This window comes from Streptomyces sp. NPDC004629 (assembly GCF_042873595.1).
GTDB lineage: Bacteria > Actinomycetota > Actinomycetes > Streptomycetales > Streptomycetaceae > Streptomyces.
The window spans coordinates 180,125-195,729 of the sequence record NZ_JBIALO010000017.1 but is presented as its reverse complement, the minus strand read 5'-3'; the positions used below and the strand labels follow the sequence as shown (position 1 = coordinate 195,729).

Sequence of the window (15,605 nt, the reverse complement as noted above, 5' to 3'; positions counted from 1 at the left end):
CGGAGCGGTTCGGGGAGATGCTGGCGGGTTTCCGTGTGGTCGACGAGCATTTCCGTACGGCGCCGCCGGAGGCGAATGTGCCGCTGCTGCTGGGGCTGCTGGGTGTGTGGTACGGGGGTTTCTTCGATGCGCAGTCGCATGCGGTGCTGCCCTACAGTCACTATCTGTCCCGGTTCACGGCGTATCTGCAGCAGCTGGACATGGAGTCCAACGGCAAGTCCGTGGACCGTGGCGGGAATCCGGTGCAGTGGCAGACGGGGCCGGTGGTGTGGGGTACGCCGGGCACGAACGGGCAGCATGCCTACTTCCAGCTGATCCATCAGGGCACCAGGGTGATCCCGGCGGACTTCATCGGGTTCGCCGAGCCGGTGGCCGGGCTGGGCGGTGGACTGGGGGCGCAGCATGATCTGCTGATGGCGAACTTCTTCGCCCAGACCCAGGCGCTCGCTTTCGGCAAGACGCCGCAGGAGGTGCGGGCGGAGGGGGTCGCGGAGGAGCTGGTGGCGCACCGGACGTTCCGGGGCAATCATCCGACGACCACGATCCTCGCGCGGGAGCTGACCCCGTCGGTGCTGGGGCAGCTGATCGCGTTGTACGAGCACAAGGTGTTCGTCCAGGGCGCGATCTGGGACATCGACTCCTTCGACCAGTGGGGCGTCGAGCTGGGCAAGGTCCTCGCCAAACGCATCGAGCCCGCACTCACCGAGGGCACCGAGGTCGAGGGCCTCGACCCATCCACGCGCGCCCTCGTCGCCGCCTACCGCACGCTCAAGAACGCGTAAGAGAGAAGAGTGAACTGACATGCAGCTCGGACTCATCGGCCTCGGCAAGATGGGCGGCAACATGCGCGAGCGGATCCGCCGCGCGGGCCACACCGTCATCGGCTACGACCGCAACCCCGACCTGTCCGACGCGAAGGGCCTCGCCGAACTGGTCGAACGGCTCGACGCCCCGCGCGTGGTGTGGGTCATGGTCCCGGCCGGCCATCCCACCCAGTCGGTCATCGACGAACTCGGCGACCTGCTGTCGCCCGGCGACACCGTCGTCGACGGCGGCAACTCCCGCTGGAGTGACGACGAGAAGCACGCCGCGGAACTCGGCATCAAGGGCATCGGCTTCGTCGACGCCGGCGTCTCCGGCGGCGTGTGGGGCCTGGAGAACGGCTATGCGCTGATGGTCGGCGGCGACAAGGAACACGTCGACCGGCTCCAGCCGATCTTCGAAGCGCTCAAACCCGAGGGCCCGTACGGCTATGTCCACGCGGGCCGGGTCGGCGCCGGGCACTTCTCCAAGATGGTCCACAACGGCATCGAGTACGCGATGATGCAGGCGTACGCCGAGGGCTGGGAGCTGCTGGAGAAGGTCAACTCGGTGGACAACGTGCGTGAGGTGTACCGCTCCTGGCAGCAGGGCACCGTCATCCGTTCCTGGCTGCTCGACCTCGCGGTCGACGCCCTGGACGAGGACGAACACCTTCAGAAGCTGAAGGGCTTCGCGCAGGACTCCGGCGAGGGCCGCTGGACCGTCGAGGCCGCCATCGACCACGCGGTCCCGCTGCCGGCGATCACCTCCTCCCTGTTCGCGCGCTTCGCCTCCCGCCAGGACGACTCCCCGCAGATGAAGATGATCGCGGCGCTGCGCAACCAGTTCGGCGGCCACGCCGTCGAGTCGGCGAAGGAGTAACCGGCCGTGGGGGATCTCATCCTGGTCCGCCATGGTGAGACGGAGTGGAGCGTCACGGGCCGGCACACCAGCCGGACCGATCTGCCGCTGACCCGGCACGGCGAGGAACAGGCCAAGTCCCTCGCCCCACTCCTCTCGGGCCGGACCTATGCGCTCGTACTCACCAGCCCGCTCACCCGCGCGATCCGCACCGCCGAACTCGCGGGCCTGAGCGGTGCGGTGCCCGACCCCGAGTTGCACGAGTGGGACTACGGCGGCTACGAGGGCATCACCACCCGCGAGATCCACCGCACCCGCCCCGACTGGGACCTGTGGACGGACGGCGTACCGCCCGGCCCCGAGGGGCATCCCGGCGAGTCACCCGCGCAGGCGGGACGGCGGGCCGACCGGGTGCTGTCCCGGGTCGACGCCGCCTTCGCCCGGGACCCCGGTGATGTGGTGCTCGTCGCGCACGCCCACTTCCTGCGGGTGCTCACCGCCCGCCGGCTGGGGCTGCCGCCCGCCGAGGGCCGCCTGTTCCAGCTGGCGACCGGCACGGTCAGCCGGCTGTCCACGGAACACGAAAGACCCGTGATCGCGGAGTGGAACAGGTCCGTCTGACGCCCCGGCCCGGATCACCCACCGTGCTCCGGGCCGCAGCGGTACAGCAGGTGTCGGCGGCCGTGCTCGCCGTACGCGGCCGGCGGCACCCGGGTGCAGTGGACGACGGTCCAGCGGGCCAGCGCGCCGGCCGGGGACCGTACCGCGCGGGGGTGCGCCACGACGTCGGAGGGGCGCAGCAGCACGAAACGCAGCCGGCCGGAGTCGACCAGCCGACTCAGTCCCCGCGGACCGGGGAACGGGACGCGTCCGGTGAACCCCCCGACGGGCAGCATGGGCGCGTCGGCGGCGATCACATACGGCGCGGCGGTGGTCCAGCCGGGCACGGCCGCCAGATAGCGGGCGCCGTCGCGGTGCGCGGTGAGGTAGGCCAGCAGGCGGTGCCGCGCGGGGGTCAGGGTCGACAGCGCGGTACCGGTGCGGACGCTGTTCGGGCCGACCCGGCCGAAGCCGCCGGGCTGGTTGTAGCGCGGGGACAGCGCCGAGGCCGACCACACGGCGGGGACCAGCAGGACCGCGGCGACGGCAACGGCCGTTCCGGCCGTGACGGCACGCCCGCGCCGCACACCGGTCAGGGCGAGCCCGGTCAGACACAGGGCGCCGGCCGCGGGCGCCGACCAGCCGAAGAACCGCGGATAGCACAGCGTCAGGGCCGCGCACCAGGCGACGTTGACGGCGAGCACCGCCGGCAGCAGCCAGGCCGTACGGCCGCCGGCCCGAAGCGCCCGCGACCCCTGGACGACCCCTTGGCCGGCCAGCGCCGACAGGGCCACCGCGACGACGCCCATGTAGTAGGTGTGACCGGTCACGCTGCCGAAGCTGAACACCACGAAGAAGGTGGCCAGCCACACCCCCCACAGCAGATGTCCGGCGAGCAGGCGGTCGGTGCGCGGCACGCGCCGCCGCCACAGCGCCACCAGTCCGCCGACGAGCCCGAGGGCCGCGAGCGGGTACAGCCATCCCGTCTGGGTGGCGATCCCGGGACTGAGCATCTTCCACACGCTGTCGCCCATGCCGGACGCGTGGGCACCGCCCGGGTGCGCGGGCCGGCCGGTGACGATGCTGCCGGTGCCGGCCGCGTCGATGCCGACCGCGTGGAAACGGGTCAGGAAGTTGTAGCCGACGACCATGCCGAACGCCGAGTTGTCGGTGGTGCCGTCGAGATAGGGGCGGGAGGCGGCCGGGGTGAGGGTGGCCACCAGCATCCACGACAGGGACACCGTCGCCGTCACCGCGCCGGCCAGGGCGAGATGACCGGCCCGGCGGCGCGCCGGGGCGGGCGCGGCGACCAGGTAGGTCGCGGCCAGCGCGGGCAGTACCGCCCAGGCCTCCAGCATCTTGCACTGGAACGCCAGGCCCACCCAGAGGGCCGCGAGCAACAGGGTGCGCGGCCGGGCCCGTTCGGTAGCGCGCTGGGTGGCCTCGGCGGCCAGGAGCAGCAGCAGGACGAACGGCGCGTCCTCGACCACCGACCGGCCCACGCCCACCGTCACCGGGGTGAGCGTGAGGAACCCGGCCGCCGCGAGACCGGCGGGCACCCCGGCCCAGCGGCGCACCACCAGGTGGAGCAGGAGGACGCAGGCCACGCCCTCGACGGCCTGCGGAAGCACCAGCGCCCACGGGTGGAAGCCGAAGACCAGCGCCGACAGGGCCTGGGGCCACAGGAAGCCGGGCAGCTTGTCGAGGGTGATCGAACCGGCGGGGTCGAAGGAGCCGTAGAGGAAGGCGACCGGGCCGTCGGTCATGCTGCGCACCGCGCTCGCGTAGAAGGCGTGGTAGGCGCTGTGGTCGATGCCCCAGAGGAAGAGCAGGGCGGCGAGTGCCGCGATGCACACCAGCACCGGACGCTCGTAGCGGTCGGCACGGGTGCGCGGTGGGGCCGTGGGCGGTGGCGGAGCCGCGCGGCCCCCCGTGCGCGGTTCGCTGACGGTGCTCGGCATGAACGGCCTTCCAGGGCAGCCGGGTTGACTCGGGTCCGGAACGCGGGGCGCATTCCGGACTTTCGTGAGTATCGGTCGGCGAACCCGCATAGCCCCCGAAACAGAGGGAGATCTCACCGGCCTCTCACCCCCTCCACACCGCGGCAGCGGTCAGCGCGGGGGGTGCCCAGCGAGCCGTACCGCGAGCCGGACCGGCGCGTTCGCGCCGCGGTATCCACGGTAGCCGGGGGCGCCGGACGAGTTCGAAGAACACCCGGCCGACGCTGGTCGTGCAGCAGCGCCAGAAGGCGCCACCCGCGGCGCGATAGCGGTGGGCCGCGGCCACCGCGTCGTCGGCGGCCAGGGCGATGTGCTGGGCGAGCGAGCGGGACAGCGGCCGGCCCGGCCGGAGACGATGCCGGCCCGACGCCGTCTCCGGACCGGCAGCGGTCTTCGCTCAGGCCGGGGGACGCACGGCCGCGTCGAGGAGCGGGCCCAGTTCGCGGGCCACGGTCGTCAGGGGTGCCACGTCCCGCTCGGCGCGGGCCAGCAGGATCGCCCCCTCCAGGGCGCTGATCATCACGGTGGCCAGTGAGTCGGCCCGCTCGGCGGGCACCCCCAGATCCGTCAGGGCCGCGGCGAGCGGGGCCCGCCAGGCCACGAACGCGGCGGCCGCCGCCTCCCGGGTGGAGGTGCCCGCCGCGGCGCAGTCCACGGTGGCCGCGGCGACCGGGCAGCCGCGGTCGAAGCCGCTCGTGCCGTACTCGTCGGTCCACTGCCGCACCATCGCCGCGAACAGGCCGCTCGGCGTCGGCCGGTCCTGCTCCGCGAGGAAGCGTGCGATCCGGTTGCCCGCGTACCGCCCGGCCCAGGCCACGGCCTCGTTGACGAGTTGTTCCTTGCCGCCCGGGAAGTAGTGCTGGAGCGATCCGCGCGGCGCCTCGGCATGGGCGGCCACATCGCGCATGCCCGTCGCGGCGACCCCGTCGCGCCGGATCAGCTGGGCGGCGCTGAAGACCATGCGCTCCCTCGGTCCGCGCCGGGACCCCGCCATCGTCGACCTCCCGGTGTGCCGTGTCTCGCTGTGCGGTCCAGCCTATGACCGCCGTCATAGCGCCCGCTACTATGACCGCCGTCATAGTCGGTCGGGTGTGGAAGGCGGCCCCACATGCGTGTCGGATTCATCGGTCTCGGAGTGATGGGGCAGCCCATGGCGCTGCGCCTGGCGGCCGCGGGCACCCCGCTCGTGGTCTGGAACCGCACCCCCGGGCGCGCCGAGCCGCTGCGCGCGGCCGGCGCGGAGGTGGCCGCGGGCCCCGACGACGTGTTCGCGCGGGCGGACGTGGTGATCCTGATGCTCGCCGACGACGCGGCGATCGACGCCGTGCTGGACCGCGGCGGACAAGGATTCGCGGCACGCGTCGCCGGACGGGTCGTGGTGCACATGGGCACGACCTCGCCCGAGTACTCGCAGGCGCTGGAGGCCGACGTGCGCGCCGCGGGCGGCCGTTATGCCGAGGCGCCGGTCTCCGGCTCCCGGGTGCCCGCCGAGCAGGGGCAGCTGGTGGCGATGCTGGCCGGGGACGAGCAGGCGGTGGCGCGGGTCGGGCCGCTGCTGGCGCCGATGTGCCGGGAGGTGTTCGTGTGCGGTCCGGCGCCGCACGCGCTGCTCATGAAGCTCTCGGTGAACCTCTTCCTGATCACGCTGGTGACCGGGCTGACCGAGGCGTTCCACTTCGCCGAGCGGCAGGGCCTGGACCGGCGGCTGTTCCTGGACGTGCTGGACGCGGGCCCGATGGCCAGCGGGGTCTCCCGGATGAAGGCACCCAAGCTGCACGAGCGGGACTTCACGGTGCAGGCCGCGGCGCTCGATGTGCTGAAGAACAACCGGCTGATCGCGGCGGCGGCCCGCACGGCGGGCCTCGCCTCACCGCTCCTCGACGTCTGCCACGCCTTGTTCGAGGAAACCGTGTCCGCCGGCCACGCCGACGAGGACATGATCGCAGTACTCCACACAATCGAAACCCGCACCAAAACAGCCCGGTAAAGCCCCATAGGAACGCGAGGAACGGCGCAACAAGCCCCATAGGGGCGCGGGGAACTGCGCGACAAGCCCCATAGGGGCGCGGGGAACGGCGCGACAAGCCCCATAGGGGCGCGGGGAACTGCGCGACAAGCCCCCACAAACCCGCACCCGACCAACGACGGACGAACCTCGATAGGGGCGCGGGGAACTGCGCAACCCGCCAACAACCCACCCGTACCCCCCGAGTCATGCAACGATCAACCGCCGGACGGCACCACGCGGAGGAGCGCGATGGCACAGCTGCGACAGGAAGCCGACCCGGACGAGGCCGGTCTTGACCCGAAGGCGCTGGACCGCCTCGACCAGTACCTCGCCCACTACGTGGACGAGGGCCGGCTGCCCGGCTATCTGGTGTCGGTGGCCCGCGGCGGACGCGTCGCCCACCTCACGGCGCACGGCGCGCGCGACCGGTCGGCCGGGCTGCCGGTGCAGCCGGACACGCTGTGGCGGATCTACTCGATGACCAAGCCGGTCACCGCGGTCGCCGTGATGCTCCTCGTGGAGGAGGGACGGCTGTCCCTGGACGACCCGCTCGACCGGCACCTGCCGGCCTTCGCGAACCCGCGGGTGTACGAGGGCGGCTCCGGCACCGAGGTCACCACCCGCCCCGCCGATGGCCCCATCCTGATCCGGCATCTGCTCACCCACACCGCGGGCCTGACCTTCGCCTTCTACCACTCCCACCCGGTCGACGCCCTCTACCGGACCGCCGGCCTTGAGTCGTCCGTACCGCCCGGCGCGAACCTCGCCGAGACCATCGATGTGTACGCCGGGCTGCCGCTGCAGTTCGAGCCGGGCACGCAGTGGAACTACTCGGTGGCCTCCAATGTGCTGGGCCGGGTGGTCGAGGTGGTCTCCGGGCAGCCGCTCGACGTGTTCTTCGCCGAGCGGATCTTCCATCCGCTGGGCATGCCGGACGCCGGTTTCCACATCGTGGCCGAACAGGCGGGCCGGCTCTCCGAGTTGTACGGGGAGACCGAGGGCGGCGGCATCGAGCCGATCCCGGGCCTGCCGCTGCACGGCCGTCCCCGGTTCCTGTCCGGCAGCGGCGGCATGGTGGCCACGGCCTACGACTACCACCGGTTCGCGGAGATGCTGCGCCGGGGCGGCGAACTGGACGGCGTCCGGCTGCTGCGGCCCGAGACGGTGGCCCAGATGACCCGTAACCAGTTGCCCGGCGGCGCCGACCTGCGCGGCTTCGGCGCGTCCCCGCACCGGGAGCCGGGCAACGACGGCGTCGGCTTCGGCCTCGGCGTCTCCGTGGTGATCGACCCGGACCGTACGGCGGCCCCGGCCGGGCCCGGCACCTACGGCTGGAGCGGCGTGGCGACCACGACCTTCTGGATCGACCCGGGCCGTGATCTCACCGTGCAGTTCATGACCCAGGTGCGGCCCAGGACGTTGAAGGTGTTCCCGGAGCTGAAGCGGCTGGTGCACGAGGCGGTGGTGGACTGAGCCGGGCCGAGGAGGCCGCCGCGGGGCCTCAGGACCAGTGCGCCACCGCGTCCAGATGGGGCAGGTGGTGGTCGAGGCGTTCCCGTTTGGTCCGCAGATAGGTGATGTTGTTCTCGCACGGCGGGATCAACAGCGGTACCTCCTCGGCGACCTGGATGCCGTGCCGCAGCAACGACTCGCGTTTGCGCGGGTTGTTGGACATCAGCCGTACCGAGGCGACGCCCAGGTCGCGCAGGATGGCGGCGGCCACACCGTAGTCACGGGCGTCGACCGGCAGTCCCTGGGCGAGGTTCGCCTCGACGGTGTCGAGTCCCTCCGCCTGCAGGGCCATCGCGCGCAGCTTCGCGAGCAGTCCGATGCCGCGGCCTTCGTGCCCGCGGAGATAGACGACGACGCCGCTGCCCGCGGCGACCACCGCGCGCAGCGCGGAGGCGAGTTGGTCGCCGCACTCGCAGTGCTGGGAGCCGAACGCGTCGCCGGTCAGGCACTCCGAGTGGAGCCGGGTCAGCACGTCCTCGGTGCCGAGATCACCGTGCACGAGCGCGACCTGCTCGTCACCGCCGTCGTGGTCCAGATAGCCGATGGCCTGGAATGTCCCGTACACGGTGGGCAGGGGTGCGGTCACGACGCGTTCCACGCCCGAACGCCGTGCGGACTTCTTGCCGAGTACGCCGATGTTTTCTGTCATGATCTGATTCCTCAACGGAGACGAAAGGCCATGGAAAGATGAGTGGTTCGGGCGCGTGTGCGGCGGCACACGGTGTGCTGCCGGCGGACACCACCGAGGACGTACGGACGCGCGGGGCGGGCATGTCGTCACAGGTCGCCGTCCTTCCCGTGGGGAGCTTCGAGCAGCACGGTCCGTTCCTTCCCCTGGCGACCGACACGCTCGTCGCCTGCGCCGTCGCGCGGGAGATCGCCGCGGCGTACCCGGTGCACCTCCTTCCTCCGCTGACGGTGTCCTGCTCGCACGAGCACGCGGCCTGGCCCGGAACCGTCAGCATCTCCGCCGTGACCCTGCACGCGGTGGTGCGGGATGTCGCGGCGTCGCTGCGCCGGTCCGGCGTCGACGCGCTCGCCGTGGTCAACGGCCACGGCGGCAACTATGTGCTGGGCAACGTGGTTCAGGAGTCCTCCGCGCGCGGGGAGCGGATGGCGCTGTTCCCGGCCGCCGAGGACTGGGAGACGGCACGGGCGCGGGCCGGGGTGCGTACCTCGCTGCTGACCGACATGCACGCCGGGGAAATCGAGACCTCCATTCTGCTGCACGCGCATCCCGAATGGGTCCGCCCTGGTTACCAGTCCGCCGATTTCACCGCGGACGACCGTCGTCATCTGCTCACCGCGGGAATGTCCGCCTATACCGAATCGGGGGTCATCGGCCGTCCTTCGCTGGGGTCGGCGGAAAAGGGGAAGAAACTGCTGACGAGCCTCGCCGAATCCTTCGCGGAGTATTTCGCCCTGCTCACCTCCGGGGCGGATGCGGACGGTGCGTCGGCGCAGGGGGGTTCGGCCGGACGCGGGTGAAGTCCCGTGCGCCGGCGGGCGATCAGGACGGCAAGGCCGGGCAGGCTCGCCGCGAAGCCGAGCACCCCGTACACGACGGCCGTGGCCAGTCCGCTGTCCGCGCCCAGGCCGGCGGCGCCGAACGCCCAGGCGGTGACGCCCTCCCGGGGGCCGAAGCCGCCGATGTTCAGGGGCAGGCCCATGGCGACCAGGGCGAGGACCGCGAGGGGCAGCAGCGCCGGGACGGCGGCCGTCGAGCCGGCGGCCCGGGCCGCCACCACGAACATCGCGAGGTGTCCGGCCAGCACGACCGCCGAGGACAGGGCGACGCCGGGCCAGTTGGCGCGGGAGAGCAGCCCCGCGCGGGCCTCGGCGAGTGCGGTACGCAGGGTGCCGGGGCGGCGGGAGGGGGCACGGTTCATCCGGACCGCGAGGGCGACGGCGCAGGCGCCCGCCGCGCCGAGGGCGACCAGCGGGGCGAAGTCCCGGGCCTCGTCCCGGAGCGGGGACTCCAGCGTGAGCAGCAGCACCGCGCCGGCCACGGCCAGCGCGACCTGTCCTGCGGCCCGCTCCAGCACGACGGAGCGGACGCCGCGCCCGACGTCCCCGGCCTCCTGCCCGTGCCGGACGGCCCGGTGCACATCGCCGAGCACGCCGCCGGGCAGGGCCGCGTTCAGGAACAGCGCCCGGTAGTAGTCGGCGACGGCGGAACCCAGCGGCAGCCGGATCCGCAGGCCGCGGGCCACGATATGCCAACGCCAGGCGCTCAACACGGTGGTGACGACGCCGATGCCCACGGCGACCAGCAGCGTTCCCAGGTCGATCCGGCGCAGCCCGTCCAGGAACACACCGGTCCCCAGCCGCCACAGCAGCACCCCGAGGATCCCGGCCCCGGCCAGGGCACCCAGCCGCCCGCGCACGGCGCGACCCACCACCGGCAACCACCCCTGCCCGCCCCGGAAACCACCACGGGCGCGGCCTGCCGGACGGCACTGCACCGGCGCGTCGACGTACGGGCCTTCGAGGCGCGGAGGTTCGGCATCGGAAACGGGCCCGGCGCGCGGGGGTTCGGCGTCGGGCGCGGGCCCGGCGTCGGGGGTGTGTGGGAGCGGGCGCGGGCGCGGGGTGGCGGGTGGGAGGGTGCACACCGGCGCAGTGCCGGTCGGGTCCGGGAGCGCCGACGCGGCATCGGACGCGACCACAGACTGCCGATGCTGCGGATACACGTGCTGCCGCTGCACCGGTGGGGCCGGGTCGGGGGGTTCGGCGTCGGAAACGGGGCCGGCGCCGGGCGGGACGACGCGTGGAGATTCGGCGCGCGGGGGTTCGGCTTCGGGTGCGGGCCCGGCGTCGGGGGTGCCTGGGAGCGGGCGCGGGGTGGCGGGCGGGCGGGTGCACACCGGCGCGGTGCCGGTCGGGTCCGAGAGCGCCGACGCGGCATCGGACGCGACCACAGACTGCCGATGCTGCGGATACACGTGCTGCCGCTGCACCGGTGGGGCCGGGTCGGGGGGCGGGGTGTGCGGCCTGGTCCCGGGGGCCGCCGGGCGCGGGGTCATGAGGCGTGCCCCGTCGGGCGGACCAGGGCGAGCAGGTCGGTGTGGTCGACGACGACGCTCAACTCGCCCGCCGCGCAGGCCGCCAGACGGTCCTGGAGGTAGCGGTCGGCGCGCAGCGCCAGGTCGGGGCGCTGCTCGACCGCCGCGGCCACCCAGCCGCGCAGCCACTGGGCCGTCAGCGCGGCGTCCTCGGGTCCCAGGCGCCAGGGGCTCGGATGCAGCCGCACCGCCGCCCCGCGGTCGGTGAACGCCTCGCGGGTCACGGTGACGGCGTCGGGGCCGAGCAGGCCCGTGCGCCGCTGGTGCGCGTTGAACGCCTCGGTGATCTCCGCGTCCAGCGGGTCGGCCGGGGTGAGACGGACGCGTCCGGCGACCGAGAGGGTGAGCAGCGCCGGGCTGCCGGCCCCGACGCAGGCCGCGGCGAGCGTGCCGACCTCCTCGCGGGTGAGGACGTCGAGCAGCGCGGACGCCGTCACCAGTGAGGCGCCGCTCAGGGCGTCCGGGGTCAGCCGGGACACGTCGCCGCGCCGTGTCTCCACGGTGACCGGGCTGCCGTCGGCGGCGGCGCGCGGGGAGCCCACGGCGGCGAAGTGCAGCAGGTAGGGGTCGCGGTCGTGCAGGATCCAGTGCTGGGCGCCGTCCAGACGTGGCGCGAGCCAGCGGCCCATCGAGCCGGTGCCGCAGCCCAGGTCGTGCACCACAATGCCGTCGGCCCGGCCGGGCAGATTGGCGAGCCGGATCCGCAGCGGGTCGAGCAGGTCGAGCGCGCGGGCCGTGGCGTCGGCCGGCTCGCGCAGTTCGAGCCATTCGGGCGCGTACCGCGGCGGCTCCTGCGGTCCGGACTCGCGCAGCCGCACGGTGGGCCGCTCCCCCGGCCGCGGCACGGTGCCGGGGGGCACGGCCGGCCCGGCCCCTTCGTGCGCGGCGCGGCGCGCTGCGCCGGGTTCCGTCATGGCCGCTGCCCCCTTCGTCGCTCCCGCGCCCGGTACGGCCCGCGTCCCGGGCCGTACCGGTGTCCGCCCGGCCTGTGGGGTGGTTCCGCTCATGCCGCCCTCCGTGGTTCGTCCGGGAGTCGTTGCAGGACCCCGGCCAGGCTGCGGGCGGTGGTCGCCCAGCCGTCGAGCGCCGCCCGGCGGCCCCGCGCGGCGGCCTTGAGGCGCCGGCGCACATCGGCCTCGCCGAACCAGCCGCGCAGTTCGGCGGCGAACGCGGCGGGGTCCTCCGGCGGGACGAGGATGCCGGGCATCCCGCCGTCCGGCGCACGGCCCAGTGCCTCGGGCAGTCCGCCGACGTCCGTCGCGAGGACCGGGATGCCCCGGGCCAGCGCCTCGGTCACGGCCATGCCGTACGTCTCGGCGTAGGAGGTGAGGACCATCAGGTCGGCGGCGGCGTAACTGGCGTCGAGGTCGGCGCCGGAACGCGGGCCCGCCAGGTGCAGCCGCTCGGTCAGGCCGTGCCGCTCGATCAGGGACCGCAGCCGGGCGACGTATTCGGGGTCGTGGCCGAGGCCGCCGACGCACACGCAGCTCCACGGCAGATCCCGCACCGCGGCCAGCGCCTCCACCAGCCGGTGCTGCCCCTTGCGGGGTGTCACCGCGGCCACGCACAGCAGGTGCGAGACGCCGTCGGTGCCGGCGGCGAGGGGTGCGATGTCGGCGCCGGGCGCGGCGACGTGCACCCGCTGTGGGGCGAGGCCGTGGTGGGCGACGAGGCGGCGGACCGCCCAGTCGCTGGTGGCGATCACCGCGGGTACCGCCCGGAGCACCGCGCGTTCCCGGGCGTCCAGGTCCGCGGCCACGGAGGGCTGAAGGCCCCTCTCGTCGCCGAGCGGCAGATGGACGAGGACCGCGAGCCGCAGCCGCTCCGCCTCGGGGACCACGACCTCGGGGACCCCGCAGGCGACGAGGCCGTCGAGCAGGACCACCGAGCCGTCCGGCAACTCCCGCAGGGCGCGGGCGAGTTCGTCGCGGCCGGTGGCGCCGGGGCGGGGCCAGGCGCCGTGCACGGCGTGCCGGGTGACCTGCCAGCCGAATCCGGGCAGGTCCAGGCACAGACGCCGGTCGTAGGCGTTGCCACCGCTGGGCGCGGCCGCGTCGTCGACACCGCCCGGCATGACGAAGTGCAGGGTGCGCAGGGACATGGGGATGATCCCGACGTTCTTCAGGGCCGCGCGCTGCGCGGGCACGTAGGTCAGGGCCGGGGCCCGGCCGATGGTCGTGTCGGTCACAGGCCACGCTCGTAACTCGCCCAGGCGACGTGCGACTCGTGCAGGGTGACCGTGACGCCCGCCAGGCCCTTGGCGCCCTCGCCGAACGCGCCCTTGTGGATGCGTTCGACGAGCCGGTCGGCGATCACCTTGGCCAGGAACTCCGTCGAGGTGTTGACGCCGGCGAAGTCGGGCTCGCTGTCGAGGTTTCTGTAGTTCAGCTCGCTGACGACCGCGCCGAGTTCCTGCGTGGCCAGGCCGATGTCGACGACGATGTTGTCGTCGTCCAGCTGCTCACGGCGGAACGTCGCGTCCACGAGGAACGTGGCGCCGTGCAAGCGCTGCGCGGGCCCGAACACCTCGCCGCGGAAGCTGTGGGCGATCATGATGTGATCGCGGACGGTGATGCTGAACAACGGACGACCCTCCAGGTGCGGCGCGTCTGGTTCCCCCGCCGACTGCGGCCGGGGGATGCCCTGTAGTACGGCTCTTCGCTTCCCCGCGTTCAGTGCGGACTCACGCTTCTTCTCAGGTCAGGCGTACCGGATCCGGTGGCAGAGCGCCGGGATCTCCCCCGTGGCGAGCCTCGGCATCACCTCGGGCAGCTCCTCGAACGTGCTTTCTCCCGTGATGAGCGCGTCCAGGGACGGATCGGCGAGCAGGTCGAGGGCGAGGGCCAGCCGGTCTGCGTAGCCGCGGCTCGCGCGGCGGGCCGGGGAGAGGGCGCCGACCTGGCTGCTGCGCACGGTGAGCCGCCGGGAGTGGAACGCCTCGCCGAGCGGCAGGGTGACCAACCGGTCGCCGTACCAGCTCAGTTCGAGGACCGTGCCCTCGGCGGCGAGCAGGCCGAGGGCACGGGTCAGGCCCCGCTCGTCGGCGCTCGCGTGGACGACGAGGTCGCAGTCGCCGAGCGCGTCCTCAGGTGCGGCGAAGTCGACGCCCAGGGCCTTGGCGGTCGCGGCGCGCGCCGGGTCGGTGTCCACGAGTTGGAGCCGTACGCCCGGGAAGCGGGCCAGCAGGGCGGCGACCGAGCAGCCCACCATGCCGCCGCCGACCACCGCGATCCGGTCGCCGATGAGCGGCGCGGCGTCCCACAGGGCGTTGACGGCGGTCTCCACGGTGCCGGCGAGGACGGCCCGCTTGGCGGGCACCCGCTCCGGCACGGGGACGACGGCGTTCACCGGGACGACGTAGTGACTCTGGTGCGGATACAGGCAGAAGACGGTGCGTCCGGTCAGGGTGTCCGGGCCCTGCTCCACGACGCCGACGTTGAGGTAGCCGTACTTGACCGGGCCGGGGAAGTCGCCGTCCTGGAACGGCGCCCGCATCACGGTGTGCTGGCTCTCGGGGACGCCGCCGCGGAAGACCAGGGTCTCCGTGCCGCGGCTGACTCCGGAGTAGAGCGTGCGCACCAGGACCTCGCCCGCGGCGGGTTCGGGGACGGTGACCTCACGCAACTCGCCGTGGCCCGGCGAGTTGAGCCAGAACGCACGCGCGAACCGGTTCATCGGCATCCTCCTGAACGATCGGGAAGTTGTTCACGTACCGAGATGTGCACAGGCCGCGCACAGTACGCGGCACTGATCGACTCTGTCACTCGGCCGGAGGGTGAGCCGTGGCCCTGAACAACATTGACGACGCGAGACTGGTCCAGCAGGAGACGGCCGTGGGGGCGGGCGTGCAGATCCTGCTGCTGATCCTGCTGGGTTCGGCGTTCGGCATGGGGCCGGCGGGCTGGCTGACGGGGCTGGCGTTCGCATTCGCGACCTGGGCGGTGCTCTCCCGGGCGCTGCACCGCTCCCGGCTGCGTTCCTTCGGCCCGGCCAACCGGGTCACCCTCGGCCGGGCCACCCTGGTCGGCGGGGTGACGGCGCTGGTCGCGGACTCCTTCGAGAGCGCGCCGCCGCTCACCCTGCTGGTCGGACTCACGGCGGTCGCGCTGCTCCTGGACGGCGTCGACGGCAAGGTGGCCCGCCGCACCGGTACGTCGACGGCGCTGGGCGCCCGCTTCGACATGGAGGTCGACGCGTTCCTGATCCTGGTGCTGAGCGTGTACGTGTCGACGCGGCTGGGCCCGTGGGTGCTGCTGATCGGCTGTATGCGCTACGCGTTCGTCGCGGCGGCCCGCATCGCGCCGTGGCTGAACGCCCCGCTGCCGCCGTCGATCGCCCGCAAGACGGTCGCCGCGTTGCAGGGTGTCTGTCTGCTGCTGGCGGGCTCCCAACTGCTGCCGCTCGCCGGCGACTTCGCCGTGGTGCTGCTGGCGCTCGGCTCGCTGGTGTGGTCGTTCGGCCGGGATGTGCTGTGGCTGTGGCGGACCGCACGGCTCACCGTCCCGGACGCTCCCGCCGTGAAGGTGCTGGAGCCGGCCGGACGGTGACGGTCCGGCGGACGGCCGGGCGCCGGAGACCACTACACACAAACCGGCCGCGCCCACGAGAACACGGCCAGGACATCCGACAGCACCCCACACCAACGCAATACCACCCCCGACCCCCACGCCACGGCGACAACCCGCACAGATCCACGAACGCCGACCCGCGCGGACTCCGCCAGACCCCCGGGCGCCGTGCGAGCCCCGGAGACCACTA

General features: G+C 73.4%; 13 protein-coding genes and 2 pseudogenes. 7 read left to right on the top strand and 8 right to left on the bottom strand.

Features of this window, described 5'->3' with window-relative positions:
• The 3 genes and pseudogenes from ACFYTE_RS25895 to ACFYTE_RS25885 all read left to right on the top strand — a co-directional run.
• Positions 1 to 782 (top strand): annotated as a pseudogene (locus tag ACFYTE_RS25895) (glucose-6-phosphate isomerase); the annotation flags it as partial.
• Between the two features lie 19 nt (positions 783 to 801).
• Complete coding sequence (gene gnd, locus ACFYTE_RS25890) at positions 802 to 1,683, top strand: phosphogluconate dehydrogenase (NAD(+)-dependent, decarboxylating) (protein ID WP_388714883.1); 882 nt, start codon at positions 802 to 804, stop codon at positions 1,681 to 1,683.
• A 6-nt stretch (positions 1,684 to 1,689) separates the two neighbouring features.
• On the top strand, positions 1,690 to 2,283 hold the full coding sequence (locus ACFYTE_RS25885) for a histidine phosphatase family protein (RefSeq protein ID WP_388714880.1): 594 nt from the start codon (positions 1,690 to 1,692) through the stop codon (positions 2,281 to 2,283).
• 14 nt (positions 2,284 to 2,297) lie between these two features.
• On the opposite strand, the gene ACFYTE_RS25880 is transcribed toward ACFYTE_RS25885, so the two are convergent.
• Both ACFYTE_RS25880 and ACFYTE_RS25875 read right to left on the bottom strand, forming a co-directional pair.
• Complete coding sequence (locus tag ACFYTE_RS25880; RefSeq protein ID WP_388714877.1) at positions 2,298 to 4,223, bottom strand: ArnT family glycosyltransferase; 1,926 nt, start codon at positions 4,221 to 4,223, stop codon at positions 2,298 to 2,300.
• Positions 4,224 to 4,659: 436 nt separating this feature from the next.
• Positions 4,660 to 5,256: a TetR/AcrR family transcriptional regulator gene (locus tag ACFYTE_RS25875; protein WP_388714874.1), complete on the bottom strand. Its 597-nt coding sequence runs from the start codon at positions 5,254 to 5,256 to the stop codon at positions 4,660 to 4,662.
• 114 nt (positions 5,257 to 5,370) lie between these two features.
• On the opposite strand from ACFYTE_RS25875, the gene ACFYTE_RS25870 reads away from it, so the two are divergent.
• On the top strand, positions 5,371 to 6,249 hold the full coding sequence (locus ACFYTE_RS25870) for an NAD(P)-dependent oxidoreductase (protein WP_388714872.1): 879 nt from the start codon (positions 5,371 to 5,373) through the stop codon (positions 6,247 to 6,249).
• Between the two features lie 270 nt (positions 6,250 to 6,519).
• A complete protein-coding gene (locus ACFYTE_RS25865) occupies positions 6,520 to 7,743 on the top strand; it encodes a serine hydrolase domain-containing protein (protein WP_388714869.1) in 1,224 nt (407 codons plus the stop codon).
• Positions 7,744 to 7,771: 28 nt separating this feature from the next.
• Here the strand turns inward: ACFYTE_RS25865 and ribA are convergent, their stop codons facing one another.
• Complete coding sequence (gene ribA / locus ACFYTE_RS25860) at positions 7,772 to 8,431, bottom strand: GTP cyclohydrolase II (protein WP_388714866.1); 660 nt, start codon at positions 8,429 to 8,431, stop codon at positions 7,772 to 7,774.
• A 38-nt stretch (positions 8,432 to 8,469) separates the two neighbouring features.
• On the opposite strand from ribA, the gene ACFYTE_RS25855 reads away from it, so the two are divergent.
• Positions 8,470 to 9,270, top strand: coding sequence for a creatininase family protein (locus ACFYTE_RS25855; protein WP_388714863.1), 801 nt, complete (start codon positions 8,470 to 8,472; stop codon positions 9,268 to 9,270).
• Between the two features lie 104 nt (positions 9,271 to 9,374).
• Here ACFYTE_RS25855 and ACFYTE_RS25850 read toward each other — a convergent pair.
• The 5 genes and pseudogenes from ACFYTE_RS25850 to ACFYTE_RS25830 form a co-directional block, all read right to left on the bottom strand.
• A pseudogene (locus ACFYTE_RS25850) lies at positions 9,375 to 10,808 on the bottom strand (lysylphosphatidylglycerol synthase domain-containing protein); the annotation flags it as partial.
• Positions 10,805 to 11,761: a class I SAM-dependent methyltransferase gene (locus tag ACFYTE_RS25845; protein ID WP_388714860.1), complete on the bottom strand. Its 957-nt coding sequence runs from the start codon at positions 11,759 to 11,761 to the stop codon at positions 10,805 to 10,807. The gene ACFYTE_RS25845 and the pseudogene ACFYTE_RS25850, both read right to left, overlap by 4 nt.
• Before the next feature lie 89 nt (positions 11,762 to 11,850).
• Positions 11,851 to 13,035 carry a glycosyltransferase family 4 protein gene (locus tag ACFYTE_RS25840; RefSeq protein WP_388714857.1) on the bottom strand — a complete coding sequence of 395 codons (1,185 nt, stop codon included), beginning with the start codon at positions 13,033 to 13,035 and terminating at the stop codon, positions 11,851 to 11,853.
• The gene (locus ACFYTE_RS25835; protein ID WP_388714854.1) at positions 13,032 to 13,430 is read right to left on the bottom strand and encodes a 6-pyruvoyl tetrahydropterin synthase family protein; all 399 of its coding nucleotides are present in this window, start codon (positions 13,428 to 13,430) and stop codon (positions 13,032 to 13,034) included. Before ACFYTE_RS25835 ends, ACFYTE_RS25840 begins: the two co-directional genes overlap by 4 nt.
• 117 nt (positions 13,431 to 13,547) lie before the next feature.
• Positions 13,548 to 14,522 (bottom strand): dehydrogenase, encoded by a 975-nt coding sequence (locus tag ACFYTE_RS25830; protein WP_388714851.1) that lies wholly within the window; start codon positions 14,520 to 14,522, stop codon positions 13,548 to 13,550.
• Positions 14,523 to 14,629: 107 nt separating this feature from the next.
• On the opposite strand from ACFYTE_RS25830, the gene ACFYTE_RS25825 reads away from it, so the two are divergent.
• Positions 14,630 to 15,394, top strand: a complete 765-nt coding sequence (locus ACFYTE_RS25825; protein ID WP_388714848.1) for a CDP-alcohol phosphatidyltransferase family protein — start codon at positions 14,630 to 14,632, stop codon at positions 15,392 to 15,394.
• Positions 15,395 to 15,605: the final 211 nt, after the last annotated feature.